This window comes from Limnohabitans sp. Rim47 (genome assembly GCF_001517545.1).
GTDB lineage: Bacteria > Pseudomonadota > Gammaproteobacteria > Burkholderiales > Burkholderiaceae_C > Limnohabitans_A.
In genome coordinates this window covers 104,698-131,062 of record NZ_FBYA01000004.1, presented here as the reverse complement: position 1 = coordinate 131,062, position 26,365 = coordinate 104,698, and the positions used below count along the sequence as shown (strand labels likewise).

Here is a 26,365-nt window from a genome sequence, read left to right as displayed (position 1 = left end):
CCACAAGGCTCTGATATGAACGCCCTGATCTCAGAATTGCTGGCATTCATTGCACAGCCAACGGTGAGCGACGACGACTTCAATGCGCTCGCATTGAAATTGTTTGCCCACCAGTTTGAACACAACCGCCCGTTCCAGAAGTTTTGCCAAGGGCGTGGCAAAACCCCGCGGGTGGTCAAACGCTGGCAAGACATTCCGGCTGTGCCCATCAACGCATTCAAAGATTTGACGCTGAGCTGTGTGCCGCCCGACACCTGTGCACGCACCTTCATGACCAGCGGCACCACGCGTGGCGATGTGAAGGGCCGCCACTTTCACCCCACTGTGGCGGTGTACGACGCCTCCATGCTGCACAACTTTTCACGGCACTTCATGCAAGGCGATGCCAAGCTGCGCATGGGCATCTTGTTTCCGACCGAAGACCTGATGCCCAACTCCTCGCTGGCACACTACCTGGCGCTGGCGATCAAGCACTTTGGCACGCCCGACAGCGCGTATTACCTGGACGCCAACGGCCTGCGCACCGATGCCTTGTGCGAGGCACTGCAACAGGCTCACGACTCGGGTCAACCCTTTGCACTGCTGGGCGCCAGCTACAGCTTTGTGCATTTGATGGACGCTTTGCAAGAGCGAGGCACAACATTTGGCTTGCCCCAAGACAGCCGCTTGCTCGACACCGGTGGCTTCAAAGGCCAATCGCGCGAAGTGCCCATGGCGTCTTTTTACGACCAACTCAGCACCACCTTTGGCGTGCGCCGTGAGCAGTGCATCAACATGTACGGCATGACCGAATTGAGCACCCAGTTTTACGACGCGGGCAACCACAGCTTGCCCGCTGTTAAACGTGGCTCGCACTGGATTCGTTCGCGCTTGGTCGACCCGCTGACGGGGCAAGATGTCCCCTCTGGCGAACGCGGCATCTTGGCCCACACCGATTTGGCCAACTTCAATTCAGTGGTCACCATCCTGACAGAAGACGTGGGGCAAGCCAGCGTCGATGGGTTTGTCTTGCTGGGCCGTGCCCAAGGCGCACAAGCCAAAGGCTGCTCGATGGCGGTTGACCAATTTTTAAGAGCGGCAACAGCATGAACGCCCCGGTGTTCAAAGCAGGTTATTTACCGGGACTCGACGAGGCCGATGTCACATGGCATCGCCTCAGCCTGGGCACCCCCCAGGCCCCCTTGTGGGCCTGGTTGCCGCAACTTAGCCCCGGACAAATCACCGCACTGGCGCAGCGTGTGCAGCAAGCCAGCCGCCTGCATTTGAAAACCATGACCGTCTCGGACATCGTGCGCGTGCTGGACAAAGCCACCGCACGTCTGCTTGACAGCCAAGACCCCTACCGACAACAGCTCGATCGCCTGCTGCCCCAGGCCACTGGCTTTGACGCCGAGATGCTGCGCTTGAACTTGAACGCTTATCTGCAAACTTTCCGGGGTTTGCAGTTGCAACGTTTTGTGGCCGAAGACTTCGCCAACCCCAAGGTGCTGGACGAGTTTCAACCCCGCACAGCCGGCGGTTGGGCTCGGGCCTTTGGGCCAGAGCTTTTGGTGCATGTGTGGGCAGGCAATGTGCCCGCCCTGCCGATGTGGAGTTTTGTCTCGGGCCTCTTGGTCAAGGCAGGCGCCATTGGCAAGGTCTCCAGTGCCGAGCCGGTGTTTGCCACCCTGTTCGCTCGCTTGCTGGCAGAGGTCGAACCGCGTTGGGCCGATTGCTTTGCCGTGGTGTGGTGGCCCAGCGGGGCTTCGCACGAGCACACCGCCTTCGCATTGGCCGACGTGGTGCTGGCCTACGGTGGCAACGCGGCCTTGCAGGCCATGCAGGCCCAAGTGCCGGTCACTGCACGCTTTTTGCCACATGGCCACAAACTGAGCTTTGGCATGGTGTCGGCCGCAGCACTGTCGGTGCTCAAAGGGCCTGGCGTGGCACGTCAGGCTGCGCTGGATGTGGTGCGCTACGACCAACAAGGCTGCTATTCACCCCATGTGTTTTACGTCCAACGCGGCGCACCCGTTACTCCCAAAGACTTTGCACAGCACCTGGCACACGAACTGTCCGGCTTGCAGCACAAGCTGCCACGCCGCATGCTTTCGCTTGAAGAAGCCGCCCAAGCCGGCGCTTGGTGTGAGGCACATGAACTCACCGCAATGAACGACGCCACCCACACCGTATTGGGCAGCGGCGCAGGTCAACACGCCAGCAGAGTGGTGTTCAGCAACCGCCCATTGCCGCTCACGGCGGGCCCACTGAACCGCCATGTCCTGGTGGTGGCGGTGGACACCCTGGACGATGTCATGCCCTTGATCGCAGCACAGCGCGATTTTCTGCAAACCGTGGGTCTGGCTGTAGCGCCTGAAGAACTGCTGCATTTGGGCGAATGCTTGGGCCAAGCCGGGGTGACACGCCTGTGTGCTTTAGGCGCCATGACTGCGCCGCAAGCGGGCTGGCACCACGATGGCCGCTTCAGCCTGCTCGATCTGGTGCGCATGGTGGACATAGAAGCCTCCTCCGAACTGGCGGCCGAGCGCTTCACACCCTACGAGGTTTGAGGCATTGAACATGTTGGCCATGCCCTTTTTGCAACTCGACGCACTGCACTTTGCCTACCCTGATCGGGGCGAGGTGGTGCGTGACGTTGGCCTGCAACTCGCACCTGGCGAAATCCATTGCCTGATTGGTCGCAGCGGCTGCGGCAAAACCACGGTGCTCAAACTCGCGGCTGGCTTGCTCACGCCCCAGCAAGGGCAGGTTCAGCTCAAGGGCTGCACGGTGCAGCAACCCACCTCGGAGATGGGCTTTGTGTTCCAGTCTCCCAACCTGCTCAATTGGCTCAATGTCTTGGACAACGTGCTTTTGCCGCACAGCTTGCACGGCCTTGTCACCGCCGATCAGCGGGCTTATGGCGAACAACTGCTGGCGCAAATGGGCCTGGCCGCCCTGCGGGACAACAAACCCCAGCAACTTTCGGGCGGACAGCAAAGCCGCGTGGCGATTGCCAGGGCTTTGATCACTCGCCCGGCCGTGTTGTTCATGGACGAGCCGTTTGCCGCGCTCGACGCCATCACCCGCGATGAACTGCAGCGCGACTTTTTGGCGCTGTGCCATCAGCACGGCACCGCCGTGTTGTTTGTCACACACGACATGGCCGAGGCCGTGTATCTGGCCGACCAAGTCAGCCTCATGCATGCAGGGCGCATCCATGCGCACTTGCACATCGATTTGCCGCGTCCACGCCAAACGGCCATGCGCTACACCCCCGCTTTCAACGCACTGTGCGAACAGCTGCGACACGCCATGGACACCACGCTGTCATGAAACGCGATGCCCTCTTTGCCACACTTTTGGGCTTGGCCTGCTTGGCCACCTGGGAAGTGGCCGTGCGTGTGGGCCACACCTCGCCTTTGGTGCTGCCTGCACCGTCGGTGGTGGCGCAGTCGCTTTGGCAAGGGCTCAGCAGCGGCTACCTGTGGCCGCACATCGCACACACGCTGACCGAGGTGGTACTGGGCTTGCTGCTCGGGGCCAGCATGGGCTTTGCCGGTGGCGTGGCGCTGGGCGAATCAGCAAGGCTGCGTGGCGTGCTCATGCCTTATGTGGTGATCAGCCAAGTGGTGCCCAAGCTGGCACTGGCCCCACTGTTCATTGTGTGGTTTGGTTTTGGCACCTTGCCCACGGTGGTGATGACCGCCTTGATCTGCTTTTTCCCTTTGCTCGAAAACACCGCGACCTGCGTGCAACAGGTCGATCCGAACAAGCTGGAATTGTTTCGCATGCTGCGCGCCAGCCCTTGGCAAACCTTGTGGCGCTTGAAGCTGCCGGCCGGTTTGCCCAACATCATGGCGGGTGTGCGCGTGGCGGTGGTGCTGGCCTGGGTGGGCGCGGTGGTAGGCGAGTTCATTGGCGCCAGCCGGGGCTTGGGAGCATTGATCATTGCAGCACAGGGTTCTATGGACACCCCACTGATGTTTGCTGTGCTCACGGTGATCACCGTGTGCGGGCTCGCGTTTTACAAAGCTTGCGAAGGCTTAGAGCGCTATTTGCTCAACCCTTCTTCCGATTTTTCAACCAGGACGCCTTAATGACTCGCCTCACCTCAAACCCTTGGACGCGCAAAATCTCTCACCTCGCCATCAGCTGCGCCATGGCGCTCGCGGCACCGGCCGTGAGCTGGGCACAAACTGCACTTCAGCTTGACAAAGTGGTCGTGGCCGGCTGGAGCAAGCCCATCACCGAAATCACCAACTTGCTGGTCGAAGAAGACAAGGGGTTTTTCAAAGCCCGAGGCATTGAGCTCGGCTACGTGCCGGGTGCAGGGGGTGGCGATGCGCTGCGCAACATTCTCAGTGGCCAAGCCGATGTCGCCTTCACCGACCCCGGCTCGTTTTTCACCGCCTTGGACAAAGGTGCCAAGCTGCGCGCCATCTACGACATCTATCCGCAAAACGTGTTTAACGTGGTGTCGCTCAAATCACAAAACATCCTCAAACCTGCCGACCTCAAGGGCAAACGCATTGGCGTTTACAGCTTGTCCAGCGGCACCCGTCAAAACCTGCAAGTGCTTTTAAACCAAGCGGGCCTGACTGAAGCCGACGTGACTGTGGTCGTGACCGGCTTGCTCAACTTCGCCCCGCTGATGCAAGGCCAAGTAGACGCAACAGCCGCCACCGACACCGGCCTTTTGGTGGGCCGCCAAAAAGGCCTGGGCGGTGTGAATGTGATGGAAATCAAAAACCACCTCAATATTTCCAGTGACTTTTTTGTGGTGCGTGAAGACACCTACCAACAGAAAAAAGACGTGCTCAAACGTTTTCTGCACGCCTACCAAGACAGCGCCAAATGGATGATGCAGTCGCCCGAAGAAGCGGCCAAGCTGGCCGTGAAATACGCCATCGACGGCCAAAACACCAGCATGAACCTGGACATCATTCGACTGCGCAACGAATCCAGCGTGTCGGCCATCACCGAGCAGCGTGGCTTGGGTGCCTTCGACATGGCTGGCCTGCAAAAGGGGGCCAACGCCTACAAAGCCTTTGGCGTGATTCAACGCGACATCCGAATCAGCGATGTGGTCAGCCAGGATTTATTACCACCATTCACCAAGGCCACCCCAGGCGCCAAAACCACGACAAAAACCACCCCAAAAAAATGAACACCACCCCAGGCCACTTTGCGGGCCAAGTGATCTTGGTCACCGGTGCCAGCCGCTGCATTGGCGCTGGCATTGCCCAGGCGTTTGCACGTCAAGGCGCCATGGTGCTGGTCAACTACCTCAGCAACCACGATGCCGCGCAAGACGTGGTGTCGCGGTGTCAACAACTCGGCGGCGATGCGTGGGCCCTGTCAGCAGACGTGCGCTCTGCAGAAGCCGTGAACACCATGGTGGCACAGGCCTTGCGCGAAACCGGTCGCATCGATGCGGTGGTGAACAACGCCTTCAGCCCCTACACCTTCGACCCCGACCACCGCACACGCTTTGGGGATATGCCCTGGCAGGCTTATCAAACGCAATTCGATGGTGCAGTGCATGCGGCCTACAACACCTGCCAAGCGGTGTTGCCACATTTCAAGCAGCGCGGGCAAGGCAGCATCATCAACCTCACCAGCGACTTGGTGGACCGCCCCAGCATCGCGTACCACGACTACACCACGGCCAAAGCGGCGTTGGTGGGTTTCAGCCGCAACTTGGCCGCCGAATTGGGGCCTTTGGGCATACGTGTCAATTGCGTGGCCCCCGGTCTGGTCAGCCCAACCGACTCCAGCCGCGCCACCAAAGAGTCCGTCAAAGAGGTGCTGATCGCACAGACCCCGCTGGGCCGTTTGGCCACCCCCGACGATGTGGCAGGGCCGGTGCTTTTTTTGGCTTCAGACTGGAGCCGCTTTGTCACGGGTCAGGTGTTGACGGTCGACGGCGGTTTGGTGATGCGATGAAGCGGCACGGGCGCAAACCCATGATTCAACGGGCCGTGACCCTGGCCCGTAGTCACGTCTGCGCCTTGCGCAATGGCCGCCAAAATAAAGGCACGTGCCAGGCTCACCGCCTCGCTCAAGCCATGGCCCAAGGCCAAATGCGCCGCGATGGCCGACGACAAGGTGCAACCCGTGCCGTGCACATTGCGACTGGCAATGCGCCGGGACGCCAAGCGCTGCAAAGGGCCGCTGGCATCGGCCAGCAAATCCACCACCTCATCGCCCGCCAAGTGCCCGCCCTTGAGCAACACAGCGCGAGCGCCCATGCCCAACAAATCTTGCGCAGCGATGTCCAAGGCCTCGGCGTTGGGAATATCACGCCCCAAAAGCAGCGCAGCCTCGTCCAAATTCGGGGTGATCACGCTCACGCGGGGAAACAACTCATGCACCAACACTTGCACGGTTTCGCTGGCAATCAAACGGTCACCGCTGGTGGCCACCATCACGGGGTCCAGCACCACGTTGGTCAATTTGTAATGGTCGATGGCCCAGGCCACCACTTCGACAATGCCGGGTGCATGCAACATGCCGATCTTGACCGCATCGACACCGATGTCGTCCAAAACGGACTGGATTTGCGCTTTCAAAAACTCGGCTGGCACGGCATGAATGCCTTGCACGCCCACCGTGTTTTGGGCCGTCAAGGCCGTGATGGCGCTGGTGCCATAGCAGCCCAAGGCCGCAAAAGTTTTCAGGTCGGCCTGAATGCCGGCACCACCGCCGCTGTCAGAGCCAGCAATGGTGAGCACGCGTGCATAGCGGTAAGAATGGTTCATGGGCGGCATTATCCGCAAATTGCAAAGGACCTCGTTCAATGAGCACACAGATTTCAAGCGTGGTGCTGGGTGCGGGCCTGATGGGCCGCTTGCTGGCTCACAGATTGGCGCAACTTGGCCACCACGTTACGGTGTTCGAAGCCCAAGGCCCCGATGCGCAAGGTGCGGCAGCCCGTGTGGCAGCGGCCATGTTGGCACCGTTGGCCGAATCGGCCATCACCGAACTGCCCGTGGTGCAGATGGGGCAACATGCTCTCAAGCGCTGGCCCGAGTTGATCGCCCCCTTGTCAGAACCCGTGTTTTTTCAACAAAACGGCACGCTGGTGCTGTGGCACCGTCAAGATGCAGCCGAGGCCAAACGCTTTGAACAATTGATGCACCGCACAAGCCAGCAACTGCCCACCCTGGCTGCAGCTCAAACCTTGAACCCCGAAGGGTTGCGACAACACGAGCCGGCATTGGAAAACCGCTTTGCACAAGCCCTGTACTTGCCGGGCGAAGGCCAGCTCGACAACCGCCAACTGCTGGCCGCTTTGCTCAAAAGCTTGGAGCAGCAAAACGTCGCCCTGCACTGGAACAGCCCACGCCAGCCCGAAGACTTTCAGCCGGGTCAATCAGGCCAGCCCGACTGGTTGTTTGACTGCCGAGGCTTGGGCGCTCGCACCAAGTGGCCACAACTGCGCGGCGTGCGCGGCGAAGTCATTCGCTTGCACGCCCCCGCCGTCACGCTGCAACGTCCGACCCGCTTGATTCACCCGCGTTACCCGATCTACATTGCTCCCAAAGAAGCGCATGTGTTCGTGATTGGCGCGACCGAGATAGAAACCGAAGACCTGTCGCCCGCCAGCGTGCGCTCGACGCTGGAATTGCTCAGCGCCGCTTACACCGTACACAGCGGCTTTGCCGAAGCGCGAATCCTGGAGGTCAGCACACAGGCGCGTCCTACACTGATCGACAATTTGCCCGCCATTCGCTGTTTGGGCGACCGCACCGTGCAAATCAACGGCCTGTACCGCCATGGTTTTTTGATCTCACCGGCCATGCTCGACGTGGTGATCGAATGGGTTCAACACCACACCACCAACTTGGCCACACAATTCCAACTCAAGTTTGAACATGTCTGACACCCCCATTCAAGTGCTGATCAACCAAGCCCCCTACACCCTGCCGCAGGGCGCAACCCTGGCCGATGCCGTGGCGCTTGCCGGTGTTCAGCCCCCTTTTGCGGCTGCTGTAAATTTACAATTTGTGCCCCGCGGCCAATACGCCGCGCATGTCCTGGCCCACCATGACCGAATCGAGCTGATTTCGCCCATCACCGGCGGCTAAGCACCCCATGTCCACACCCTGACAACACTCTGGCAACCCTCCGGCAACACCATGACCACCCACACACTGCCTGCTGACCCCCTCACGCTGTACGGCGAAACTTTTCACAGCCGTTTGATGCTGGGCACATCGCGTTACCCATCACCCAGCGTGCTGTTGCAAGCCATCGAACGCTCGCAACCCGCCATGCTGACCGCCTCGCTGCGCCGCCAAACCGGCAGCGGCGGTGAGGCTTCGCAAAGCTTTTGGAACCTGCTGCGCCAAGCCAACGTGCCCGTGCTGCCCAACACCGCAGGGTGCCACAGCATGCAAGAAGCCATCACCACGGCCGAGATGGCGCGTGAAGTCTTTGAAACAGACTGGATCAAGCTCGAACTCATTGGTGACGACTACACGCTGCAACCCGACACACTGAACTTGCCCGAGGCCGCCAGCCGTTTGATCCAAGCGGGCTTCAAGGTGTTGCCCTACACCACCGACGATTTGGTGCTGTGCCAGCGCTTGGTCGATGTGGGTTGCCAAGCTGTCATGCCGTGGGCGGCTCCCATCGGCACAGGCAAAGGCCCCATCAACCCACACGCCCTGCGCACCCTGCGCGAACGCCTGGATGTGCCCATGATCGTGGACGCCGGTTTGGGCCTGCCCTCACACGCTTGCCAGGTCATGGAATGGGGCTTTGACGCCGTGCTGCTCAACACCGCCGTGGCTTTGGCACAAGATCCTGTCAGCATGGCCAAAGCCTTTGCCGATGCCGTCAACGCGGGGCGAGCAGCCTACTGCTCGGGCGCCATGCAAGCGCAAGACAACGCCCAACCCAGCACACCGGTGCTGGGCACACCGTTCTGGAACCACGCATGAGCCCCGCGCTGCAAACACCACAAAACATCGCCCACGCTTTGGCCACACAACACGCGGCCATGCTGGCAGGAGATGCTTTGCCCTACGCACAAGCAGTTCATGCCCGCGATGCGGCCCTGAGTCCAGAGACCGCGGGGGTATTGCAAGGCTGCCGCATGCTCGGATTTTTAGAGCATGACGCGCAATCTGTGGCACAAGCATGGGCTGCACAAACGCAACGCACAGGCCAGTTTTCAGCCAACGATTGGCCGTGCCACCCATCAGATTTCGGCATCGCGCCGACGCCCCGGGCACATGCTTTTGCTGCATGCCCTCATGCACTCGGCCTCTACGCCGTGTTGCCCGACGCCCAATGGGTGGGCCGCATGGCCAGTGCGGGGGTGCCCACGGTGCAGTTGCGCTTCAAGTCAGACGATACAAAGGCCATTCGCCAAGAAGTCAGGGCCGCCGTGCAAGCCGTGCAGGGCACGGGTGCGCTGCTGTTCATCAACGACCATTGGCAAATCGCCATCGAAGAAGGCGCTTACGGCGTGCACCTCGGCCAAGAAGACATGGACGAAGCGCCCCTTGAAAAAATACGTGAAGCTGGCCTGCGGCTGGGCTTGAGCACCCACGGCTATGCCGAAATGTTGCGCGCCGATGCGGTCAACCCCAGCTACATCGCCTTGGGTGCCGTATTCCCCACCACCCTCAAGCGCATGCAAACGGCACCGCAAGGCCTTGGGCGTCTACAGGCCTACGCCGAGCTCATGCAACACACGCCCCTGGTTGCCATTGGCGGCATCGATGAAGCGCGTATTCCACGGGTCATGCAAAGCGGCGTGGGCTCGATTGCCGTGGTCAGGGCCATCACCGGCAGCAGCCATCCCATGGATGCAGCACGCCACTTGAGCGAATTGATACGTGATTCGCGACAAACTTAAAAAATCTTGCCGCCCCTCTCAAAACAGGCCAAAAACACCTCTATAATTCGAAGCTATTCCTCGATAGCTCAGTCGGTAGAGCGCCGGACTGTTAATCCGTAGGTCCCTGGTTCGAGCCCAGGTCGAGGAGCCAAAAAGTAAAGCCCCTGCAAGCAATTGCAGGGGCTTTTTCTTTGGGTTGTTTCAGTGTGTTTGGTTTACAGGGAGCTGACGACGACGGGCAGTGATCAGCCCAAATGGGCCAACTCGAGAACGATATCGCTCAATACCGACGGGACTGTGATTCACGGGGCTAACTCAAGCCCTTGCTATTGTGAGAAGTGAAATCAGCAGATATTTATAATCTCAATCAAAATAATTAATTAATGGTTGAGCCGCAAAGCGTTTTCATAACCATATGCCCGAACATCAGATGGACGTCCTCACATAGTTGCATGTCAAACGACGGCACCCAAACGCTGTGGTCGCACTTGGGCATCATCTTCCCGCCGTCGTAACCAACAACGCCCAAGACCTTTCCGCCCGCGTTGCGGGCTGACTCTATAGCCTTAAGCACGTTTGGCGAGTTACCGCTACCGCTAACAGCAACAAGCAAATCCCCTTCATCCATAAGCGCATCGACTTGCCCTGCAAAAACCTCCGAATAGGCAAGATCATTACCGTAGGCTGTGATGAGGCCAACGTTGTCGCACAGTGATACGCCACGGAATTTCTTACCTGTGGCTAGGTTCACCATTTTGTTCCAGTCAGTAATGTAATGAGAAGCAGTAGATGCACTTCCCCCATTGCCACAAGTGATGATTTTTTTGCCGCTTTCGAACGCAGCCTTGATCATCTCAATGCCTGTTTGAAATGTGGCAGCGTCTACTCGCTGTGCAAGTTGATGGTGTGCTGTTAAATAATTGGAAACAGTGAAAGTTGTCATAAAAGCTCACATTTGCGGTTGATAAAAAACGACTTGCGCTCCGGTTCGATCAAACCGGAACTTTACAGGCCGCAGATCGCAGAGCGCAGAGGTAATCTTCGCTTGACTCTCCGGAGGAGCGTAGAACATCATGAATCCACCATTGCCTGCGCCGAGCAGCTTCCCGCCCAGTGCGCCATTGGCCAATCCAGCGGCGTACCAGCCGTCGATCTGCGGATCGGTGATTCCCGCCGTCAATTGGGCCTTGAGGCGCCAGTTCTCGTCGAGCAGCGTACCAAGATGCTCAAGCGTGCCAGATTCGAGCTGCTCTTTCATTTCGAAGGCCAACTCGACCATCCGGCGCATCAGCAAGCGGCGGTCGGTAGCTTGCATCGCTGCCGACTGATTGGCAAGCACGGCTGAGGCGCTGCGGGTGCGGCCAGTGAAGAAGACCAAGGTAGAATCCTCCATCTCCTGCAGCAAGCTGGGCTTGCAGATAACGGGATCGACCGACACCGAGTCGTCCGGGTGGAAGCGGATGAGGTTGAGGCCGCCGTAAGCCGCCGCGTACTGGTCCTGCTTACCGATCGGCTCGCCACAGCGATCGATCTCGATCTCGCAGGCCTGCCGCGCCAGTGTCTCCTTCGATGCGAAGCGGTTACGGTAGGCGTACAGCGCATTCAGTAGGCCCACGGTGTAGGTGCTGGAGGACCCCAAGCCCGAGCCCTTGGACGGAATGTCCGCCATAGAGGCGATCTCGATGCCGCCGTCGATTCCAACCACATCCAGCGCGTGCCGGACCAGCGGATGATCGATCTCATGCCGAGACTGGACGTCCTCGGTCTTTGTGTAGCTTAGCCGGATTCGCCCATCGAACTTTTTGCTGACGCAGATGTACATGTACTTGTCGATCGATGTCGACAGCACTGCGCCGATTTCCTCGCGATAGTAGGCGGGCAAGTCGCTTCCACCGCCTACAAAGCTCATCCTCAAGGGAGTCTTGCTGACAATCATTTACTTCTTCCAATCAATCATGTGATCCGCGAATTCCGAAGATCTGCGGATTGTCAGGGTTTCGTCGCTTGCTCGGCTTTTCAGAACTTCATTTATCTTTTCTTCTGCGTAGCCGCGGGCGGCATAGTCGCCCTTCAATCGTTTAAGGCGAATATCCTCTGACTCGTTAATGAATAGCCTCAGCGTGCGCGCGGATGGCATCAGCGTGGTGAGGCAAAGTGCTGGAACCCCCTCGATGATGAGTACGTCATCTGTACCGACAGAATGGCGTTCGCCGTGCGAGGCTGTGGTGCGATTGAAGCGGTCGTAGACCGGTTCATGGAACTCTACGCGCTGCGTCGCCCCGGCTATCTCCGCGAGTCGAAAAGCCGCAGCCGCCAAGTCGTAACGATCGAGCACGCCCGTGCCTTCGTCTCGCTGGTCGCCGGGCTTGAGCCAGCCGTCCAGAGTGACGACATGGGCGGGCTTGCCAAGCACCGGCAGCAGCTCCTTCAGCACTTGCGCTGCGAAGGATTTGCCCGATCGTGCCAGACCGCCGATCAGGATGACGCGGCGGTCCAGCGCGGCCAACGCGATGGGCGCCAGCTGGCGCCGTGCACGGTCATGGCCCACAGTGATCCATTGGGCTGCGTCGCACAAGCTGGCGGCCACATAATCCGGGCGTCCGGCGTGCTTTGCGTCCCGTCCCGCGTATCCTGTTTGCAGCAGTATCGTGCGAACGCCGGCGCGCCGACCTGCCTCGATGTCGGCGGTCGTGTCGCCCACCATCCAGGAGCCTTCTCGCGAAATGGCAAGATCCCGCGATGCTTGCTCGATCATGCCGGGCGCGGGCTTGCGGCATTCGCAGACGATCTTCAGCGGCGGGACCTCGTCCTCGAATCCCTTGTCCGGGTGATGCGGGCAATAGTAGATGGCGTCGAGGTAGGCGCGCTGTGAGCCGAGCAGGCTCTCCAGGCGGGCGTGAATCCGATGAAGTTCTTCGATCGTCACGTCGCCACGAGCGATAACTGGCTGGTTGGTGGTGAGTACAGCCAGCAGGCCTGCCCGGTTGATCTGCCGCACGGCCTCGCCGACCCCTGGGAGCAACTCGATCTGGTCGGGAGACTTCAGGTGGTTGACCTCGTGGTTCAAGGTGCCATCCCGATCCAAGAAAACCGCTTTGCGTAGCCCACGCCAGGACAGCCTCTCTGGCAAGCCTACTTCGATGTCACGCTCGACCTTGTCGAGGCGGTCCGGCGTACCCATGTCCTTGATGTACTCAGGCGTGGCATAGCCGTGCAGCCGCAAGCCTTGGGCGAGCATTGCGGGGAACATGTGCTTGGCGATGTCGGCCTTGCCGGTTTCGGGCGTGACCAAGGGCAGGGACTCGTTGCGGATGGCGTAAAGCGCGGCGTTCACTAGGTTGCGCAGGTCCTGGCCTTCCGGATGCGGATAGGGGTAGATGTCGCGCACGTACCCACTATCGTCGATGTCGACTAGATCAGAATCGTAGGGATGGTCATTCGGGTGCAGAAACAGCGTGGCATTCGCGTCGGAGGCCAGATGCGTGCCGAAGAATCGACTCAGGTCGATGTCGAGGTAGGTGTCGCCGTACAGCAGCAGGAACTGCGGCTTGAGTGCGTGTAGCGCGTCTCGCAGCGCGCCGGAGGTACCGCGCGGCGTTTCCTCCACCTCGTAGCGGATGCGGACGCCGAATTTCGAGCCGTCTCCAAAGAAATCTGAGATAGTCTCGTGCCGGTGATGGACCAGCAGGGCGATGTCGATGAATCCGTGCTTGCGGCAGAGCTCAATCTGGTGCTGCAGTACCGGTTTGCCCATCACCCGGACCATAGGCTTGGGCATATCGCCGGAGCGGCTAGCTAAGCGGGTGCCCTGGCCTCCCGCGAGGATGGCGACGTTGCAGAGGAACGTGGGGGACGAAGTCATGGTGCTATTTAGGGACGGTCACGTAGGAGCATTAACCGGAAAATCGACTCCTGCACAATGGAAGGGAGGATTGACCAGATGCCGATACAGGCGATCCCGGCGACGCGGCGCAGCAGGTGGCTAGACCCGAAGTTCCGCACTCGCGCCCGGAGGTTGAAGCGCCAGTGGGTAGGATGGCGGCACGTCTGCGCCTGCCTGTATTTCACAAGCACTTCCGGAACGTTCGCGAATTTCACACCACGGTTTAGCCACCGAAGCCAGAGATCGAGATCCTCTGCAAAGCGGAACGTCGGATCGTAGCCACCGAAGCGCTTGACGATATCGGTGCGGTACATGACCGTCGGATGAGCCAGCGTGGAAGTGAAATGAAGCTTGCGCGCGATGTCATCGGAGCGCTCTGGGTAGTGGCGTTCTGCAGTCGGTCGGCCGGTCTCATCGATCAACTGCAGCCCCGCGCCGACGACGCCGATGTCCGGATGCGCGTCCATGAACGTCACCTGGACGTCGAGCCGTTCCGGTAGGCAGATGTCATCGGAGTCGAAGCGAGCCAGCAACTTGGCCCTGGCCATAGATATGGCGAGGTTGAGACTGCCGGGTAGACCAAGGCGCTCAGTCGGATGGATGTAGCGAAAACGCGGGTCGCGCGCGCAAATGCGCTGGCAGGCCTGCGCGGCTTCCGGGCGGGTACTTTCATCGACCACGATGCACTCGAAGTCGGTGAAGGTCTGTGCCATCACGCTAGTCAGGCTCTGCTCCAGGATATGTTCAGGCTCGTTAAAGGCAGGAACAAGTAGCGTCACCTTCGGGGCGTTAGCCATGCGATCCCCCCGCCGCGAACCCTTCCTGCGTCGCGATCTGGTCGATGGCGTGACACACGGCGTCGGCGGAATTACGGCTAGGGGTCCAGCCTGCCTGGCGCAGACGCTCGACGGAGTAATAGAACTTGGGCACGTCGCCAATCCAGCCCTTGTTGCCGATGCCGAAACGGATGTCAGCTTTCGGGCGCACCCGCGCGGTAACAGCATGGGCTATGAAGCGGACCGTTACGCCGTCGTCGACCGGACCAATGTTGATCGGGAAGATCTTGGGTAGCTGGGCGGCGCGCCGGATGTGCATCATTGCATCCACAAGGTCCGACACATGCAGGTAGGCTTTTTGTTGCGTGCCATCACCGAGGACGTCAAGGTGGTCGGCGTCGACCTTGAGTTTATTGATGAAATCCAAGATTACGCCGTGTGTAGCCGGGGCACCGACGACATTGGGGAAACGGAAGAGGTTGGCTTGCTTTAGAAAAGATTCCGCCGCTGCTGCAATGAGCGCCTCAGAAGCTAGCTTCATTGCCCCATAGTTGGAAATTGGCAACAGTGGTCCGATTGCCTCATGCAAAGGCACGTTACCAAGGTCACCATAGATCGCCGAACTTGACGCGAAATGCAGCACACCGACCCGGTGAGCTTTCATACACTCCAACAGAGAGAAAGTCGTCATAAATGTATCGCGAAGGTCGACACCTGCATCCATAACGCCTGCGGGGATGTCCGAATTAGCGGCCAAATGCCATACCTCGTCAATGACGCCAATCTGCGCTGCAGCGGCGAATGCTGCAGTAGTGGCATCACGATCGGATAGGTCCACATTCGAAAAATGAATTCGCCCGGGAGATGTTTCTCGAACAGGGTCTAAGTATTCCGCGCGGCCGCGACAAAGATTGTCCAGAACCATCAGGTGACGATCCTCCTTGGCAAGGATGGGTAGTAAATTGCAGCCTATAAATCCAGCGCCGCCAGCAATTATAGAAACTCTCATGTGTGATTAGTGGAGGTGAATGAAGAAGAATTAGCAGTCATACTGAGTTAATGAGATCAAAATTAGGTCATCAACTCGGCATAGATACCTTGGTACTTCATCGACATGACTTTCGAATTCAATTCATGTTCGACAATATTTCTAGCGTGAGCGCCTCGTATTATCAGATCGCTCCCAACTAATTCAATCATTGCCTGAAAGGTCTCATCGACTGAGCCTGTACGTGCAAGAACGCCTGCCTGAGGGTCGATTGCTAGAATTTCTTGGTGAGGCTTAATGTCTGATAATACTACAGGTAAGCGCATTGCCATGCCCTCAACGACAGACAATGGCATACCTTCAGCTTTAGATGTAGCGATATAAGCATCACTCGCAATTAAATACGGTAGAGTGGCACTGACACGGCCCGCGAAGACAACACCATCAACGCCCTGAATCAGTTCGCAGCATGATTTTAATTCCGGACCATCGCCTAATATCAATAAAATGGCATCTGGATGTATCTCTTTGAATCTCAGAAAGGCCCGGAGTGCAATCAAGGGTTGTTTTCGATCGGTAAGAACGCCAACAAAAATGAACACGTATTTTATGTCACTAGGAATGCCCAGTTTGGCCCTTTGGTTTTGACGTTCGAGCGGGTTTGGGGGAGTAAACAGCTCAATATCGATAGCGTTATAAACCACTCGGCAAGGAACCCCATGGCCCGCCATCCTGATTGCGACATCGTTAGCGCACGCCACAGCTACGTCATGCCTTTTTAGTGCCCAAGCAGTAAGTTGCGCCATACCGCCTCCGACCACCCGCCCATACGTCATGACGTAATCTTCAAACGGGAAGTTGAGTTGGGAACTGAGTTTTTTGTGTTTATTGAGGCACAAAGATGCGAGAAAGTCAGCGCGAAAACCTATACAGTGCAAGACATCAGGTTGAATGCGATCGACTGCTGCTCGTAATCGCAACACGCTTAGAATCCATAAAAAACCACCCCTTATATCTAGTTTAGTTACAGTGGAGCCGAGATCAACAAACTCATTCCAGCGGCTATCATCTTCTTCGCTACGCAGTGTAAGAATATGGGTGGTGTATTTGGAGCCATCTACATACTTGATGATATCGAAAAGTATATTGACAGGTCCACATCGTTTCAGAGAAGAGATTATAAAAAGAATTTTCTTCATACTACGCCAAGATTTCCTTTGACCCATTTAACGGTAGGTACAAGACCTTGGCCCAAGCTCGTCATCCGTCGCCAACCCAGTGCCTTTATCTTTTCGCTATTCAGAACGTTGTATGCCACATCAAAATTTCGGGCTGGAAGAAAATTGAGCTTGTGGTTCGAAAATTCAATTTTTGTAGCCTTGGCTATGGATTGCAGGACTTCAAGGTTGTTCATACCATTTTCTGAGCCTATATTAAAAATATCTCCTGGTTCAATCTCGCAGTCCAGCAATATTTTCAATGCAGTACATAAGTCGTCAATGTAAAGGTAGTCACGCACGGTGCCGTTTTCACCAAAAACAGGAATCTCCTCACCTTGCAAAATCTTGGCGATTGCTGTGGCTATAAACCCCTGACCGCGGTAAGGTGCTTGTCCTGGTCCAAATGGATTTGACGGGCGAGCAATAACAACTGGAATGCCAAAAAGCCGTGCGTACATTTGACAATACTTCTCAATCGCCAATTTAGTAATGCCATACGGTGAAATGGGATGTGTAGAATGTAGCTCAGATATCAAACATTCTAAATTCGCCGGTCCGTAGACAGTTCCGCCCGAGGATACGTATAACAGGCGCTTCACAGGCACATCACGCAGTACGCTAAGTAAACTGATGGCTAACGGCAAGTTCTCTTGGATGTCGCGTAATGGATCCTCAAAAGAGGTTTTTGGCACCGAGTTGTAGGCCAAATAAATGACGTAGTCATCGATCTGGAGCACCTGGCGAAGAAATTCCTGCGAAACGCAGTCGCCTTGAATGTAGCCAACTCCATTCAACATACTCGCAGCAGGTGGCCTACTTCTGCTGATAACGACAATTTCTGCAGAAAACCGAAACAAACGGGCGAAGTGCTGCCCGATGAACCCGGTACCGCCAAGAAGAACTATTCTCATGTTGTTAATTTATGTGCGTCGTTGTAAAGGAACAATTTTCGTTAGAGCGGCCTGAAATAATCCTCGATCAGGAAAGGCACAAAAATCAGGAGCGAAATAGAGAGATGTAGAAACATATAGCCAGTGGTTAATACGATCCGCCAGCGACGACTCTTGATTTGATCTTTTATTAACAGTGGAAGTAGAAATATTTCAGAAAAACCTAGTGCTGAACCGATGCGACCGCTTAAAATTGCAATATCAATAAAGCCAATTCTGATGCCGAGATGTGCAATATATAAGCCGAGTAGCGACATATATGCTTTAAACCAAGGGCGATCTGCACTTGGGCGCAGAGTAACAAATGCTAAGGTAACCATTATGGCCCTTAGATTCGCTGGCTCGGTGATACTACGTGCTGAACCAAATTCCTCATCCCCAATATAGTTGCTGATGCGCGTCGTTAATGTAAACAGATCAGTAGACGATGCAAGCCAGCATGCTCCAATTATTGCTCCTAATGTTGTCGCGACCCAGTACCAATTTTTATGGCTACGATGATCTGGAGTAAGACGAGTAATAATTATCGCTACTGCTATTGGAATAACAGACACTACATGAAAAAGTGCCCCCGAGAGTGTGAGGATTGCAGCTTTTAGCCAAGATTGAGGACGTTGAATAATTATCGATATTGTCCAGAAAGCAATGGCAACGGCTAACCCCTGTCGAATTTGCATGAACTGTTGCGTCAAAAAAAAAGTGCATAGATAAAACGGCAGCGCACTCCATGGCTCAAGTCCCAATCTTATTGAGGCTTTCGCAATCGCTAAGAATGTAAAAGAGGAAACAATAAAAAAAAGACCTTCAGGCGGGATTGCCAGTTGTTTAGTGAGGCTGGTTAGTATGCCAAATCCCCACTCCATAAAGTATTCATCTTGAAAATCTGCTGGGTTCCATGGGAAAGAGGTCAAGCCGCGATAGACTTCAAGATAATTGAATGTATCTCGGGTGTCGCCTCGCAGGGAAACAAGCAGCGTCAATGGCACACACAGCACGAGATAAAGCGCGTTCCTAACAGAATTATTTAATCTCTTCACGGTCTCCTACCAAGTTCATGCTTGATACAAGCACCGAGCACTGCAACAAATGCCTCGGCCGAATCATCAACTGCACGATAGAGTAGTGGCGAATCTATTCCCCGAGCAGAGAGATGAGTTGTAACCAAGGGAATGCCCTTGGTTACTGCCTCTAAATTCTTCACTTTGATGCCAGTCCCGCTGATGATCGGGGATACCAGACAAACGCATGAACGATAAAGTTCGTTGAGTTGTTCATATGGAATTTCATCTGTCCATTTGACTGGCATTCCCAACACCTCTAATTGTCGCCGGTTGGTTTCAGAAGCCCTCCCAGTTACAGCAATCGTCAATAAACCACGAAAACGTTCATCTAATAGGGGCCAAACCATTTCCGCCATCCACTTAACGGCTGTGAAGTTTTGATGGAACTCCACGCTGCCAGGGAATAGTAGGAACGGCGAGCTACGCTGAACATGTCGATCCAGCTTGCCCATCATCAGCTTATTGCTTGCGAGTAGACAGCGGGCTGGTGTGAGGTTAAAACGACGCTGATAGTAATCTCTATCCTCCTTGGTCAAAAAGGTGATTCGGCCAGGAAAATTTTGCAATACGCTGGTTTCGAAAGCTTCGCAACGCCGCAAATCACGCCAATGAAATAGCTTGCGAATCCAGGAGCGCTCTCCAATCATTGAAGACTTTAGTAGCTGGTATGTCACATCATGTATGACAAGGTGGACGCGATGCCATTCGTTGCGTTGGATTGCACCCAGTGCCCAGACAGACTCAGCAATGACTTCATCCGGATTGACGGCCTCCACGGCTACGTCGACAGCGTGTCGAAATTCAAGCGTTGAAAAAATTCGGGCAAAACGAGGTGCTGTTGTAAACAGGTTTAAAAGTTCTATCAAGGGGTTTCGAACGGTTGTGTTCTTCACTTCTTGATATCGAATCGCTGCGATCTCAATGGGTAATTCTTTGTTGCCTTTTGCCGTGGTGGATTCGTTGTTAAGGGCAAGTACATGCAAGTCGTGGCCTGCCAACACTGATTCCCAGATACGGCCGAGGACCGACTGCTTGTACCCTGAGTTGGCAGGCCAGATCGGAGCGCAACTGATGTGAAGCTGTCGAGTGGGTTTCAATTTGTGCACTACTCTAAAGAATTATTAGAATTAGCTGCTAATCGAATCGAGAATTGAAGAAAGCAGCTTGCTATCTCGCTCCAAATTGACCGACATGGCGGCTGGAAAAGGATTTGTAAGTGAATAGTCGTTAACAAGGATTCTGCGGGTGTGAGGTAGTCCCATGACGTAACGATTAGGGTGTACACCAAACTCTGCAAGACGTTTTTTTAGATAGTCAACCTCAGATTCAGGTCGACTCGATGTAATGATTAAATAGAGAAGACCGGACGCTTGTAATCGCTCAATCGTCTGTAAGTTTTCAGCAATAGGCTCAGTACACCAGCCGGTCTTCGCGAATTTGCTGCCGTTATAAAGCAGAACGCCGTCGACATCGCAAAAGACTGTGATAAATGAGCGTGTGTAGTGGCGGTACTCACGCAGTGTGCCCCAGTCAATATACGCGTCTGCTTGTTTCATTCGGAAGCTCTCTTCGCCCATTAACATGCTGTAGATCACATGGGAGAGATAAACTTCCTGATTGCTCTTTATTGAGCGGAAATATTTTAAGAATGTGTCGGCGCTGCTGAAGCCATAGCCCCCACAACAGAAAAAGTTACTGATGACCTGCTTCTCTACGATGTTGGACACATTGCCCAATGCGTCGACATTGACATAACTCTTGTTCTTAGCGTCGACCAATCCGATGCTATTGAGGTCAAGCACTGCAATTTCATTGCCTCCGTTCCAGCGGACGTGGAACATGTTGTCACAATCTTTGACAAAAAACGCGCCGTCGACTTCGGCGCGCTCAAGGGCAAGCGAAACTGTTTCTGATTGAGACGACGTCGGTTCCTCTAAGACGCAAACATCAACATTGGAGTGACCAATGCCGGACAGTACGGTGGCAAGGGATTCTTCAGTGAGATAGGCCTCGAGATGTTCGCGCAGGCAGACTACAACGACCCGGTCGTAGTCAGACATGTCGAGCTTCTCCACAGCTTTTTCCAGCATGAGCTTGCCGTCGGGCATCGTTAGCAGCCATTTTGGACGCATGCCGGGGAATCGGGAGGAACGACCGGCGACGGGAAGGATTAGGGTTTTCATTTATGACCTCAAAGGAGAATGATGCGCTGGGCGTGATTAAGGCAGGCGTTGAGGCCCTCCTGAAGCCCGACCTTCGCCACCCAGCCGAGCTCTTCGCGGGCCTTTGTGATTGCGGCCTGCGTGTGCTTGTTGACTTCGCGTTCGATTACGATTCGATCAAGAGCAATCGGGCGGTCGAAAAGTTCGTTGTATTTGTCCCAGTACTGGGCAGCAGGCCTTCGCTCGATCTTGAGTTGTCTGCCTGACAGCGTCTCAAGAATTTCGATGATGGCGTTCACGGACACGGGTTCACCGCTGCCTGCATTTACCGCAACAAACTTGCCACCTGTGAGCTCATTCATCATCTTCACGGCACTGAGTTGTACAAGCTCGAGTAGATCGTCAATGTAAATGTAGTCTCGACACTGTTCACCCGATGAGAACAGTACGGCTTGCTGATCGCGAATCAGGTTCGTCAAAAGGTAGCCGATCAACGGAGGTTGTTTGCGGAAATAGTCTTGGTGCGGCCCGTACAAGTTGAACAACCGGATGGCTGTCACGTTAAGCCCATGCGAGCGGCACATCGCCTCAAAGTACTGTTCGGCAATGTACTTCGTTGTTGGATAGATGAGGCTGGTGGCGATCGAAATATCTTCGCGGGTGGGGAACTGTGCAGTGCCTTCGTAGATGGCGCCACTGCTGAAGAAGACTATGTCTCGCGAACCGCTCGCGAGCGCGTAATCGGCGACAGCGCCACATATGGCAACGTTCTGAGACAGTGCACGATAGCTGTCTCGCTGGCATTCCGGCAACGGCGCGATGGCAGCGCAGTGCACGATCGAGTCGAAACGGCGCCGTCCCAGCAAACGCTCAATGTCGACAAGATCGCCCTCGATGAATTCGATCCGGTCCACGATGTCGGAGAGTCGCTCGCGGTAACCAAACGACATATTGTCAATGCCGGTGATTCGCGCTTTAGGGTGCTTTGTAAGAATGGCCCGGGCCAAGCTAGAGCCGACGAATCCGGCAATTCCGGTAATCAAGTAATTCATTGTGGTGTCGCTCCAAGGCAGTCCGTCAGGCTGCGTACAAGCCAGCGTTGGGTGACCGAGTCCGTGACGTAGGGGGCAATGCGAGCAAGCGTCATCATGGTGAGCAGACGGACTTGGTCAGGGTACATACGCTCAATTTGTACGATCGCCTGGGGTAAATGGTGGTGACATAAGATTTCAGCCTTGATCACAAGAGCCGGAGGATCCTTGCGGAAGGACCAGCCGTAGACGAAATCCTGCTTCAGCTTGGCCACGTCCTGCAATGGCGTCTCAAGGAATGTTTCCAGGAAGTCGATCAGCGTGATGCCCGAAGCTGGATCGAGTATCAAATTGCTAAGCGTGAGGTCGCCATGGCAAGGTCCGATGGGCATCAGCAACTCAGCGGGAAATCTGTCCACCACGGCAGTACAGTTATCAACCAATTGCTTGAGTGCCAAGTCTTGTGTTGCCTCTGATACCGAGCTCAACTTGTCCCGAAAAAGCGAGGTTTCAACGAGTGCCTCGCGACTCTCAGTCAGCTCAGCGTACAGCAGTGTCGAGAGAGAGGCGCTTAGGGTGTGAGCAACATTGCGAGTCGCATGCACAGGGAACATATGACCGGTAATGCCCTCAATGTAAGGCATCAGCAATTCCGCTGAGTCGGATCGCATATGGAACTCGATGACCTCTGCCGCCGCGACCTTGGCCGTACCGGTGTAAATTGGGCGAAACTGGCGTTGTTTAGCCACATTTCTTTGTGCGCGTTCGAGGTCGGAGTGAAATGTCTTGCGAACACAGGACAGGTGACCGCGATGAATGATCTCGAGCGAATCATGTGAGTGGGAGAATTGGTTTAGATCAAGCATCGTCTTTAAAGTTTTTTGAATGACCCACAGCTTTCTGATTAATAACATTGCTGCATTCGAGCATTACTGATGAATATGCAATTGGGCTCATGGCATTGGTGGCTGGCTTCCCCAACATGCGTAGCTTGGCGGCAATAATGAAAACATCAGAACTGAGGATCGCCAGGGACGCTCCGAATAGCCCTAACCAGGGTAGGAGCAGGCCGCTTGAAATAAAAAACACAAGGTTGCCAATCAAGCTTATCCTGAAATTCCTGGAGGAATGATTTAGTGACAAAAACAGCGGATGGATTGGCGTCGCACCTAGCACGAAAGTCATGACTAATGCAAATAATCCGAATATAAGCTGGAGTCGATCCAGTGGCCATACGGTTTGGTCCACACGGAAGGCCAGCGGCAACCAAATGGGCAGGGTGAGAGTTGCGATGCCGTAGAACAGCAATAGCAGACTGCCAAGCTTGAAACACTGTTGAAAGCACTTGCGATTCAGGTCGGATGCGGAAAAGTCTTCTCGAGCCCTAAGAAAGTAAGGGAACAACATTTGGTTGATCACCGCCGTGCCTTGCACAACGGCGGTGACGCAGCGTTTGAGAATGTCCCAAATGGCGAGGGACTCCAGTCCGAGAAAAGCGCTGACCATCAGTTTATCAATGTGCGCCGTAGGCAAGTGGATAATCTCGGTCAGCATGCCCCACACAGAAAATCCGTAAATGTCTTTTAATACGGACTGAGATGCCGTCTTGTGAATTGAAGATCCTTGCGACCTGTTGGTCAAGCGCGATGCTGATAACGCCAAATAACCTAACCACCGGAGCGATTCTGGAATCACCAAAGCCATGGCTAAAGGCAGCAATGTTGTTGCGCCAGGTAGCCACCAGAATGCAATGGCTATCTTCAAAGTTGAGGCCGTTATATCAACCAATGCTTGATGTGCAAAGCGGCCATCTTTTCTTATCACGGCAATGAGTGCCCCCGGTGGAATTAGGGCGACATTTGTTATAACTAGCAACAGGATGGATGGTACTGCTGCTTCTGATAGTAGTTTTGGGGAAATGGCGTAGCAGAGTGCAAGCAGCAGTGAACCCATCACTGCTGTACCAGCATCAATGAGCAAACAAAGGCGAAGTGTCGAGGCGGAAATTTCCCTGCTGCTGTTTAGGATGCCTTGCCACGACTGGGTATTGAATAGCGTCTGGAAAATCGATATTGAAGTCAGTAGCAGGCTTATGGAACCGAATGTTTTGAGATCAACATTATTAAATACGATAGATAGGACAGCAAAAGCAGACAGCACCCCGTAGACGTTGCCCAACGCCAGGATTGTGCCGCTGCTGATTGAGCTTAAGCGCGCCATGCCCGAACCCGATTACGTAACTTAATCACTGCTGCTGCTAGTACCGAGATGCATCTGGTAGCTAGATCACGGCCAATTGCTACGGCCGAGCGTACTGGGCCAATCAGTTCGAAAAGCCCCCCGCAATTTAGTTCCGAGTAGCAGCCAGGCCGCATCCAAAGGTAGAGTTTGCGATGTTTGCTGCTGGTTAGGCCAAGATTCCATGGGTTAACGATGACGAAATTGACCTTGAGGATTTGCTCTGAAATTGCGGCTAATTCTGGATCCAAATATCCCGAGTAGAGATATTCGATGCCGAGCTTGGCTCGCACCAAGTGATATAACAAATAAGATTCAGAGCGATACCTTGAACAGATTTCGGGCGCCGGTTGGGTGTGTCGGAAGTAGGTAAAAAAATCGCCGTCCGGGAGCGGTGCCGAGAAAATTGCGCGCACGTCATCTGTGCGTCCTAGATAAAGCCAGTCGCATACATGGAAATAGAGGCCGGAGCGCACGCCATCAAGCGTCGTGAGGCTGGTGGCAACAACTTTGTGGCTGAACAAGCTGGCCGGATCGTCAGGCAATCTTGTGCACAAAGAGGTTAGTTCCTGAAGGAGCCGCGGGTCAATTGAAACATCCGAACGAATTTTGACGACCCACGGCGTTCGCACTTTCTCGATGCCGCAGCGTGAACTGACGATTTGCCGGCGGATATTGTCGCCCTTGAATCCTTCGATGAATGGGGCGCCTGGATCTTGAGAGAAAATTGTAGTAACCCCAGGTAGGTGGGTCTGAGCTACCTCAGCGCGATTAGATTCCCAGCAGGACAGTACGATGGGCGCTGTAGGGGCGAGAGCTTGCAAGTGCGCGACTATGCGCGCCGTTTCAGCGTTGAAATTGCCTTGTAAGACAATCGTTATTTGGTCAAGCCCAACCTGGGGCATTGGGGCTGCGTGAGGCTTCATGGCGATGGAGTCGCTGCGCGAAGTCTTTTGGTCAAGTGTTTGCCAGCCTTTATCATTGGTTGCTCGATTGTCCAGCAGGTGAAGCCGGCTATCAAGAAAAGGCAGATGGGTAACACTGCAACCATGATTTCCTCTTGTCCAAAGCGTCGAGCCAAAATGAGTGCGGCAGAGATTGCAAAGGTGTGGCAGAGATAGACGGAATAGGTGTACTTCCCAAGCGACGCCAGACGCCAGCTAAGAGAGTTCTCTAGTCGCAAGGCGACTACGACGATGATAAATGCTGGTAAGCCCCACGCCAGCCAACGAGGGATGTAAGCGTCGCCGAAAGCGATCATCATGCGCGGAGCCTGCATCAGGTCAAATGCGGGCGGATAGCCGGCATCGCGGCCGGTAGCGGCGAATAGGAATAGCGCTGTGCTGGCGACTACAAGGACGGTAGCCAAGGGAAACCCTATCTGACCTATTGGCTGCTTTTGATTTGCAAGATACAGGGCAAACGCGTATCCACCCGCAAACTCCAGCAAGATGGGATTAAGGTAGTAGCCGTCGAATGCGAATGAGGCGGCGGACAGTGCGATGGCCGCGATTATTGGCAAATATTTTGACCGGGCCAAAATTCCCAGTGCGCAGAGCGAATAGAAGAAGATTTCGAACTGAAGCGTCCAACCGATGGCGACGATTGGATCTACATATTGGCCGTTGTCTAGGCGGGGAATGAGTGTCAGTGAGTGCAGTAACTCGTCCCATGCCGGCAGGGGTCGCCCCCTTTGCCATAGCAGAGCGATCGAAATAGCAGTAACGACCCAATATAGGGGGAAAATACGAAAGATCCGCGCGACTAGAAAGTTCCTCAGCGGACTATCCATTGTGCCCGTGACTGCGCGGACTGTGGAAAGACCGATCACGACACCGCTGATTACAAAGAACAAATCTACGCCAATGGAGCCGAGAAATCGGTTGGCGCCGAAAAATTGGCCTAATACAGGTATTTTGTAGGGCGATAGATGTGCGCAGACCACCAGTAGGGCCGCGAGAATACGCAGCGACTCCAGCGACCTCAGACTTCCACCAATTGCAGTCGTGGTGTGCTCTTTGGTCTTGGTCGATGCGGCCTTGGGGGCATCCAGCCCAACCGCGGAGATTCGATCAGTCATTAAACTGCCCTTTCTGCTGGCTGCAGCAAACCCACACCAACTGCTGTGCCCCGTCCCCCATGTGCGGGCTTGCATGAGTTCGCGTAACGATGTAGGTCTGGTCTTGCTGTTCCAAAGTGCGCACGATGACCGAGCCAACCA

General features: G+C 55.3%; 26 protein-coding genes and 1 tRNA gene. 11 read left to right on the top strand and 16 right to left on the bottom strand.

All coding sequences use genetic code 11. The annotated features are described in order from the left end of the window. Nucleotides 1-15 precede the first annotated feature (15 nt). The 6 genes from BN3544_RS10985 to BN3544_RS10960 are packed head-to-tail and all read left to right on the top strand — an operon-like array spanning nt 16 to nt 5,928. Nucleotides 16-1,089: a LuxE/PaaK family acyltransferase gene (locus BN3544_RS10985; RefSeq protein ID WP_019429439.1), complete on the top strand. Its 1,074-nt coding sequence runs from the start codon at nt 16-18 to the stop codon at nt 1,087-1,089. After that, nucleotides 1,086-2,549, top strand: coding sequence for an acyl-CoA reductase (locus BN3544_RS10980; protein WP_019429438.1), 1,464 nt, complete (start codon nt 1,086-1,088; stop codon nt 2,547-2,549). The genes BN3544_RS10985 and BN3544_RS10980 overlap by 4 nt, the downstream gene beginning before the upstream one ends. A gap of 10 nt (nt 2,550-2,559) precedes the next feature. Beyond that, nucleotides 2,560-3,315, top strand: coding sequence for an ABC transporter ATP-binding protein (locus BN3544_RS10975; RefSeq protein WP_019429437.1), 756 nt, complete (start codon nt 2,560-2,562; stop codon nt 3,313-3,315). Next, nucleotides 3,312-4,079 (top strand): ABC transporter permease, encoded by a 768-nt coding sequence (locus tag BN3544_RS10970; RefSeq protein WP_019429436.1) that lies wholly within the window; start codon nt 3,312-3,314, stop codon nt 4,077-4,079. Before BN3544_RS10975 ends, BN3544_RS10970 begins: the two co-directional genes overlap by 4 nt. Further along, a complete protein-coding gene (locus tag BN3544_RS10965; RefSeq protein WP_019429435.1) occupies nt 4,079-5,149 on the top strand; it encodes an ABC transporter substrate-binding protein in 1,071 nt (356 codons plus the stop codon). Before BN3544_RS10970 ends, BN3544_RS10965 begins: the two co-directional genes overlap by 1 nt. Beyond that, nucleotides 5,146-5,928 (top strand): 3-oxoacyl-ACP reductase, encoded by a 783-nt coding sequence (locus BN3544_RS10960; protein WP_019429434.1) that lies wholly within the window; start codon nt 5,146-5,148, stop codon nt 5,926-5,928. The genes BN3544_RS10965 and BN3544_RS10960 overlap by 4 nt, the downstream gene beginning before the upstream one ends. Here the strand turns inward: BN3544_RS10960 and thiD are convergent. Then, nucleotides 5,889-6,752: a bifunctional hydroxymethylpyrimidine kinase/phosphomethylpyrimidine kinase gene (thiD, locus tag BN3544_RS10955; protein ID WP_019429433.1), complete on the bottom strand. Its 864-nt coding sequence runs from the start codon at nt 6,750-6,752 to the stop codon at nt 5,889-5,891. The genes BN3544_RS10960 and thiD overlap by 40 nt on opposite strands. A 29-nt stretch (nt 6,753-6,781) precedes the next feature. Between thiD and BN3544_RS10950 the strand changes: the two genes are divergently transcribed. The 5 genes from BN3544_RS10950 (at nt 6,782) to BN3544_RS10930 (ending at nt 9,986) form a co-directional block, all read left to right on the top strand. Continuing rightward, on the top strand, nt 6,782-7,867 hold the full coding sequence (locus tag BN3544_RS10950; protein WP_019429432.1) for an FAD-dependent oxidoreductase: 1,086 nt from the start codon (nt 6,782-6,784) through the stop codon (nt 7,865-7,867). Beyond that, on the top strand, nt 7,860-8,072 hold the full coding sequence (thiS, locus tag BN3544_RS10945; RefSeq protein ID WP_019429431.1) for a sulfur carrier protein ThiS: 213 nt from the start codon (nt 7,860-7,862) through the stop codon (nt 8,070-8,072). The genes BN3544_RS10950 and thiS overlap by 8 nt, the downstream gene beginning before the upstream one ends. Before the next feature lie 51 nt (nt 8,073-8,123). Beyond that, nucleotides 8,124-8,930, top strand: a complete 807-nt coding sequence (locus tag BN3544_RS10940; RefSeq protein WP_019429430.1) for a thiazole synthase — start codon at nt 8,124-8,126, stop codon at nt 8,928-8,930. Beyond that, nucleotides 8,927-9,853 carry a thiamine phosphate synthase gene (gene thiE, locus BN3544_RS10935; protein ID WP_019429429.1) on the top strand — a complete coding sequence of 309 codons (927 nt, stop codon included), beginning with the start codon at nt 8,927-8,929 and terminating at the stop codon, nt 9,851-9,853. Before BN3544_RS10940 ends, thiE begins: the two co-directional genes overlap by 4 nt. A 57-nt stretch (nt 9,854-9,910) precedes the next feature. Continuing rightward, a tRNA-Asn gene (locus BN3544_RS10930) sits at nt 9,911-9,986 on the top strand. Nucleotides 9,987-10,211: 225 nt separating this feature from the next. Here the strand turns inward: BN3544_RS10930 and BN3544_RS10925 are convergent. The 15 genes from BN3544_RS10925 to BN3544_RS14380 all read right to left on the bottom strand — a co-directional run bounded on the left by BN3544_RS10925 (nt 10,212) and on the right by BN3544_RS14380 (nt 26,224). Further along, entirely contained in the window at nt 10,212-10,778 is a 567-nt protein-coding gene (locus BN3544_RS10925) for a D-sedoheptulose-7-phosphate isomerase (protein ID WP_026036549.1), read from the bottom strand. A gap of 6 nt (nt 10,779-10,784) precedes the next feature. After that, on the bottom strand, nt 10,785-11,717 hold the full coding sequence (locus tag BN3544_RS10920) for a GHMP family kinase ATP-binding protein (RefSeq protein ID WP_197409910.1): 933 nt from the start codon (nt 11,715-11,717) through the stop codon (nt 10,785-10,787). Nucleotides 11,718-11,771: 54 nt separating this feature from the next. Next, complete coding sequence (locus BN3544_RS14130) at nt 11,772-13,697, bottom strand: HAD-IIIA family hydrolase (RefSeq protein WP_019429426.1); 1,926 nt, start codon at nt 13,695-13,697, stop codon at nt 11,772-11,774. 8 nt (nt 13,698-13,705) lie between these two features. After that, complete coding sequence (locus tag BN3544_RS10910) at nt 13,706-14,515, bottom strand: glycosyltransferase (RefSeq protein ID WP_019429425.1); 810 nt, start codon at nt 14,513-14,515, stop codon at nt 13,706-13,708. Further along, on the bottom strand, nt 14,508-15,503 hold the full coding sequence (locus BN3544_RS10905) for an NAD-dependent epimerase/dehydratase family protein (protein ID WP_019429424.1): 996 nt from the start codon (nt 15,501-15,503) through the stop codon (nt 14,508-14,510). Before BN3544_RS10905 ends, BN3544_RS10910 begins: the two co-directional genes overlap by 8 nt. A 62-nt stretch (nt 15,504-15,565) precedes the next feature. Beyond that, complete coding sequence (locus BN3544_RS10900; RefSeq protein ID WP_019429423.1) at nt 15,566-16,681, bottom strand: glycosyltransferase family 4 protein; 1,116 nt, start codon at nt 16,679-16,681, stop codon at nt 15,566-15,568. Continuing rightward, nucleotides 16,678-17,613, bottom strand: a complete 936-nt coding sequence (locus BN3544_RS10895) for an NAD-dependent epimerase/dehydratase family protein (protein WP_019429422.1) — start codon at nt 17,611-17,613, stop codon at nt 16,678-16,680. The genes BN3544_RS10900 and BN3544_RS10895 overlap by 4 nt, the downstream gene beginning before the upstream one ends. 41 nt (nt 17,614-17,654) lie before the next feature. Beyond that, nucleotides 17,655-18,689 carry an EpsG family protein gene (locus tag BN3544_RS10890; protein ID WP_081499363.1) on the bottom strand — a complete coding sequence of 345 codons (1,035 nt, stop codon included), beginning with the start codon at nt 18,687-18,689 and terminating at the stop codon, nt 17,655-17,657. Then, nucleotides 18,686-19,711: a glycosyltransferase gene (locus BN3544_RS14125; RefSeq protein ID WP_155820397.1), complete on the bottom strand. Its 1,026-nt coding sequence runs from the start codon at nt 19,709-19,711 to the stop codon at nt 18,686-18,688. The genes BN3544_RS10890 and BN3544_RS14125 overlap by 4 nt, the downstream gene beginning before the upstream one ends. A gap of 129 nt (nt 19,712-19,840) precedes the next feature. Then, nucleotides 19,841-20,896 (bottom strand): NTP transferase domain-containing protein, encoded by a 1,056-nt coding sequence (locus BN3544_RS10885; protein WP_019429419.1) that lies wholly within the window; start codon nt 20,894-20,896, stop codon nt 19,841-19,843. An 8-nt stretch (nt 20,897-20,904) separates the two neighbouring features. Continuing rightward, nucleotides 20,905-21,927, bottom strand: coding sequence for an NAD-dependent epimerase/dehydratase family protein (locus tag BN3544_RS10880; RefSeq protein WP_019429418.1), 1,023 nt, complete (start codon nt 21,925-21,927; stop codon nt 20,905-20,907). Beyond that, the gene (locus tag BN3544_RS10875; RefSeq protein WP_081499361.1) at nt 21,924-22,820 is read right to left on the bottom strand and encodes a phosphotransferase; all 897 of its coding nucleotides are present in this window, start codon (nt 22,818-22,820) and stop codon (nt 21,924-21,926) included. The genes BN3544_RS10880 and BN3544_RS10875 overlap by 4 nt, the downstream gene beginning before the upstream one ends. Continuing rightward, the gene (locus BN3544_RS10870) at nt 22,765-24,126 is read right to left on the bottom strand and encodes a lipopolysaccharide biosynthesis protein (protein ID WP_019429416.1); all 1,362 of its coding nucleotides are present in this window, start codon (nt 24,124-24,126) and stop codon (nt 22,765-22,767) included. Before BN3544_RS10870 ends, BN3544_RS10875 begins: the two co-directional genes overlap by 56 nt. Next, the gene (locus BN3544_RS10865) at nt 24,114-25,070 is read right to left on the bottom strand and encodes a WavE lipopolysaccharide synthesis family protein (RefSeq protein ID WP_019429415.1); all 957 of its coding nucleotides are present in this window, start codon (nt 25,068-25,070) and stop codon (nt 24,114-24,116) included. The genes BN3544_RS10870 and BN3544_RS10865 overlap by 13 nt, the downstream gene beginning before the upstream one ends. Next, the gene (locus BN3544_RS14380; protein WP_019429414.1) at nt 25,067-26,224 is read right to left on the bottom strand and encodes an acyltransferase family protein; all 1,158 of its coding nucleotides are present in this window, start codon (nt 26,222-26,224) and stop codon (nt 25,067-25,069) included. Before BN3544_RS14380 ends, BN3544_RS10865 begins: the two co-directional genes overlap by 4 nt. Between the last annotated feature and the right edge of the window lie 141 nt (nt 26,225-26,365).

Coding starts and splice junctions, on each gene's coding strand:
- BN3544_RS10985 (WP_019429439.1), top strand. CDS start 16: ATGAACGCCCTGATCTCAGAATTGCTGGCATTCATTGCACAGCCAACG.
- BN3544_RS10980 (WP_019429438.1), top strand. CDS start 1,086: ATGAACGCCCCGGTGTTCAAAGCAGGTTATTTACCGGGACTCGACGAG.
- BN3544_RS10975 (WP_019429437.1), top strand. CDS start 2,560: ATGTTGGCCATGCCCTTTTTGCAACTCGACGCACTGCACTTTGCCTAC.
- BN3544_RS10970 (WP_019429436.1), top strand. CDS start 3,312: ATGAAACGCGATGCCCTCTTTGCCACACTTTTGGGCTTGGCCTGCTTG.
- BN3544_RS10965 (WP_019429435.1), top strand. CDS start 4,079: ATGACTCGCCTCACCTCAAACCCTTGGACGCGCAAAATCTCTCACCTC.
- BN3544_RS10960 (WP_019429434.1), top strand. CDS start 5,146: ATGAACACCACCCCAGGCCACTTTGCGGGCCAAGTGATCTTGGTCACC.
- thiD (WP_019429433.1), bottom strand. CDS start 6,752: ATGCCGCCCATGAACCATTCTTACCGCTATGCACGCGTGCTCACCATT.
- BN3544_RS10950 (WP_019429432.1), top strand. CDS start 6,782: ATGAGCACACAGATTTCAAGCGTGGTGCTGGGTGCGGGCCTGATGGGC.
- thiS (WP_019429431.1), top strand. CDS start 7,860: ATGTCTGACACCCCCATTCAAGTGCTGATCAACCAAGCCCCCTACACC.
- BN3544_RS10940 (WP_019429430.1), top strand. CDS start 8,124: ATGACCACCCACACACTGCCTGCTGACCCCCTCACGCTGTACGGCGAA.
- thiE (WP_019429429.1), top strand. CDS start 8,927: ATGAGCCCCGCGCTGCAAACACCACAAAACATCGCCCACGCTTTGGCC.
- BN3544_RS10925 (WP_026036549.1), bottom strand. CDS start 10,778: ATGACAACTTTCACTGTTTCCAATTATTTAACAGCACACCATCAACTT.
- BN3544_RS14130 (WP_019429426.1), bottom strand. CDS start 13,697: ATGACTTCGTCCCCCACGTTCCTCTGCAACGTCGCCATCCTCGCGGGA.
- BN3544_RS10910 (WP_019429425.1), bottom strand. CDS start 14,515: ATGGCTAACGCCCCGAAGGTGACGCTACTTGTTCCTGCCTTTAACGAG.
- BN3544_RS10905 (WP_019429424.1), bottom strand. CDS start 15,503: ATGAGAGTTTCTATAATTGCTGGCGGCGCTGGATTTATAGGCTGCAAT.
- BN3544_RS10900 (WP_019429423.1), bottom strand. CDS start 16,681: ATGAAGAAAATTCTTTTTATAATCTCTTCTCTGAAACGATGTGGACCT.
- BN3544_RS10895 (WP_019429422.1), bottom strand. CDS start 17,613: ATGAGAATAGTTCTTCTTGGCGGTACCGGGTTCATCGGGCAGCACTTC.
- BN3544_RS10885 (WP_019429419.1), bottom strand. CDS start 20,896: ATGAAAACCCTAATCCTTCCCGTCGCCGGTCGTTCCTCCCGATTCCCC.
- BN3544_RS10880 (WP_019429418.1), bottom strand. CDS start 21,927: ATGAATTACTTGATTACCGGAATTGCCGGATTCGTCGGCTCTAGCTTG.
- BN3544_RS10875 (WP_081499361.1), bottom strand. CDS start 22,820: ATGTTATTAATCAGAAAGCTGTGGGTCATTCAAAAAACTTTAAAGACG.
- BN3544_RS10870 (WP_019429416.1), bottom strand. CDS start 24,126: ATGGCGCGCTTAAGCTCAATCAGCAGCGGCACAATCCTGGCGTTGGGC.
- BN3544_RS10865 (WP_019429415.1), bottom strand. CDS start 25,070: ATGAAGCCTCACGCAGCCCCAATGCCCCAGGTTGGGCTTGACCAAATA.
- BN3544_RS14380 (WP_019429414.1), bottom strand. CDS start 26,224: ATGACTGATCGAATCTCCGCGGTTGGGCTGGATGCCCCCAAGGCCGCA.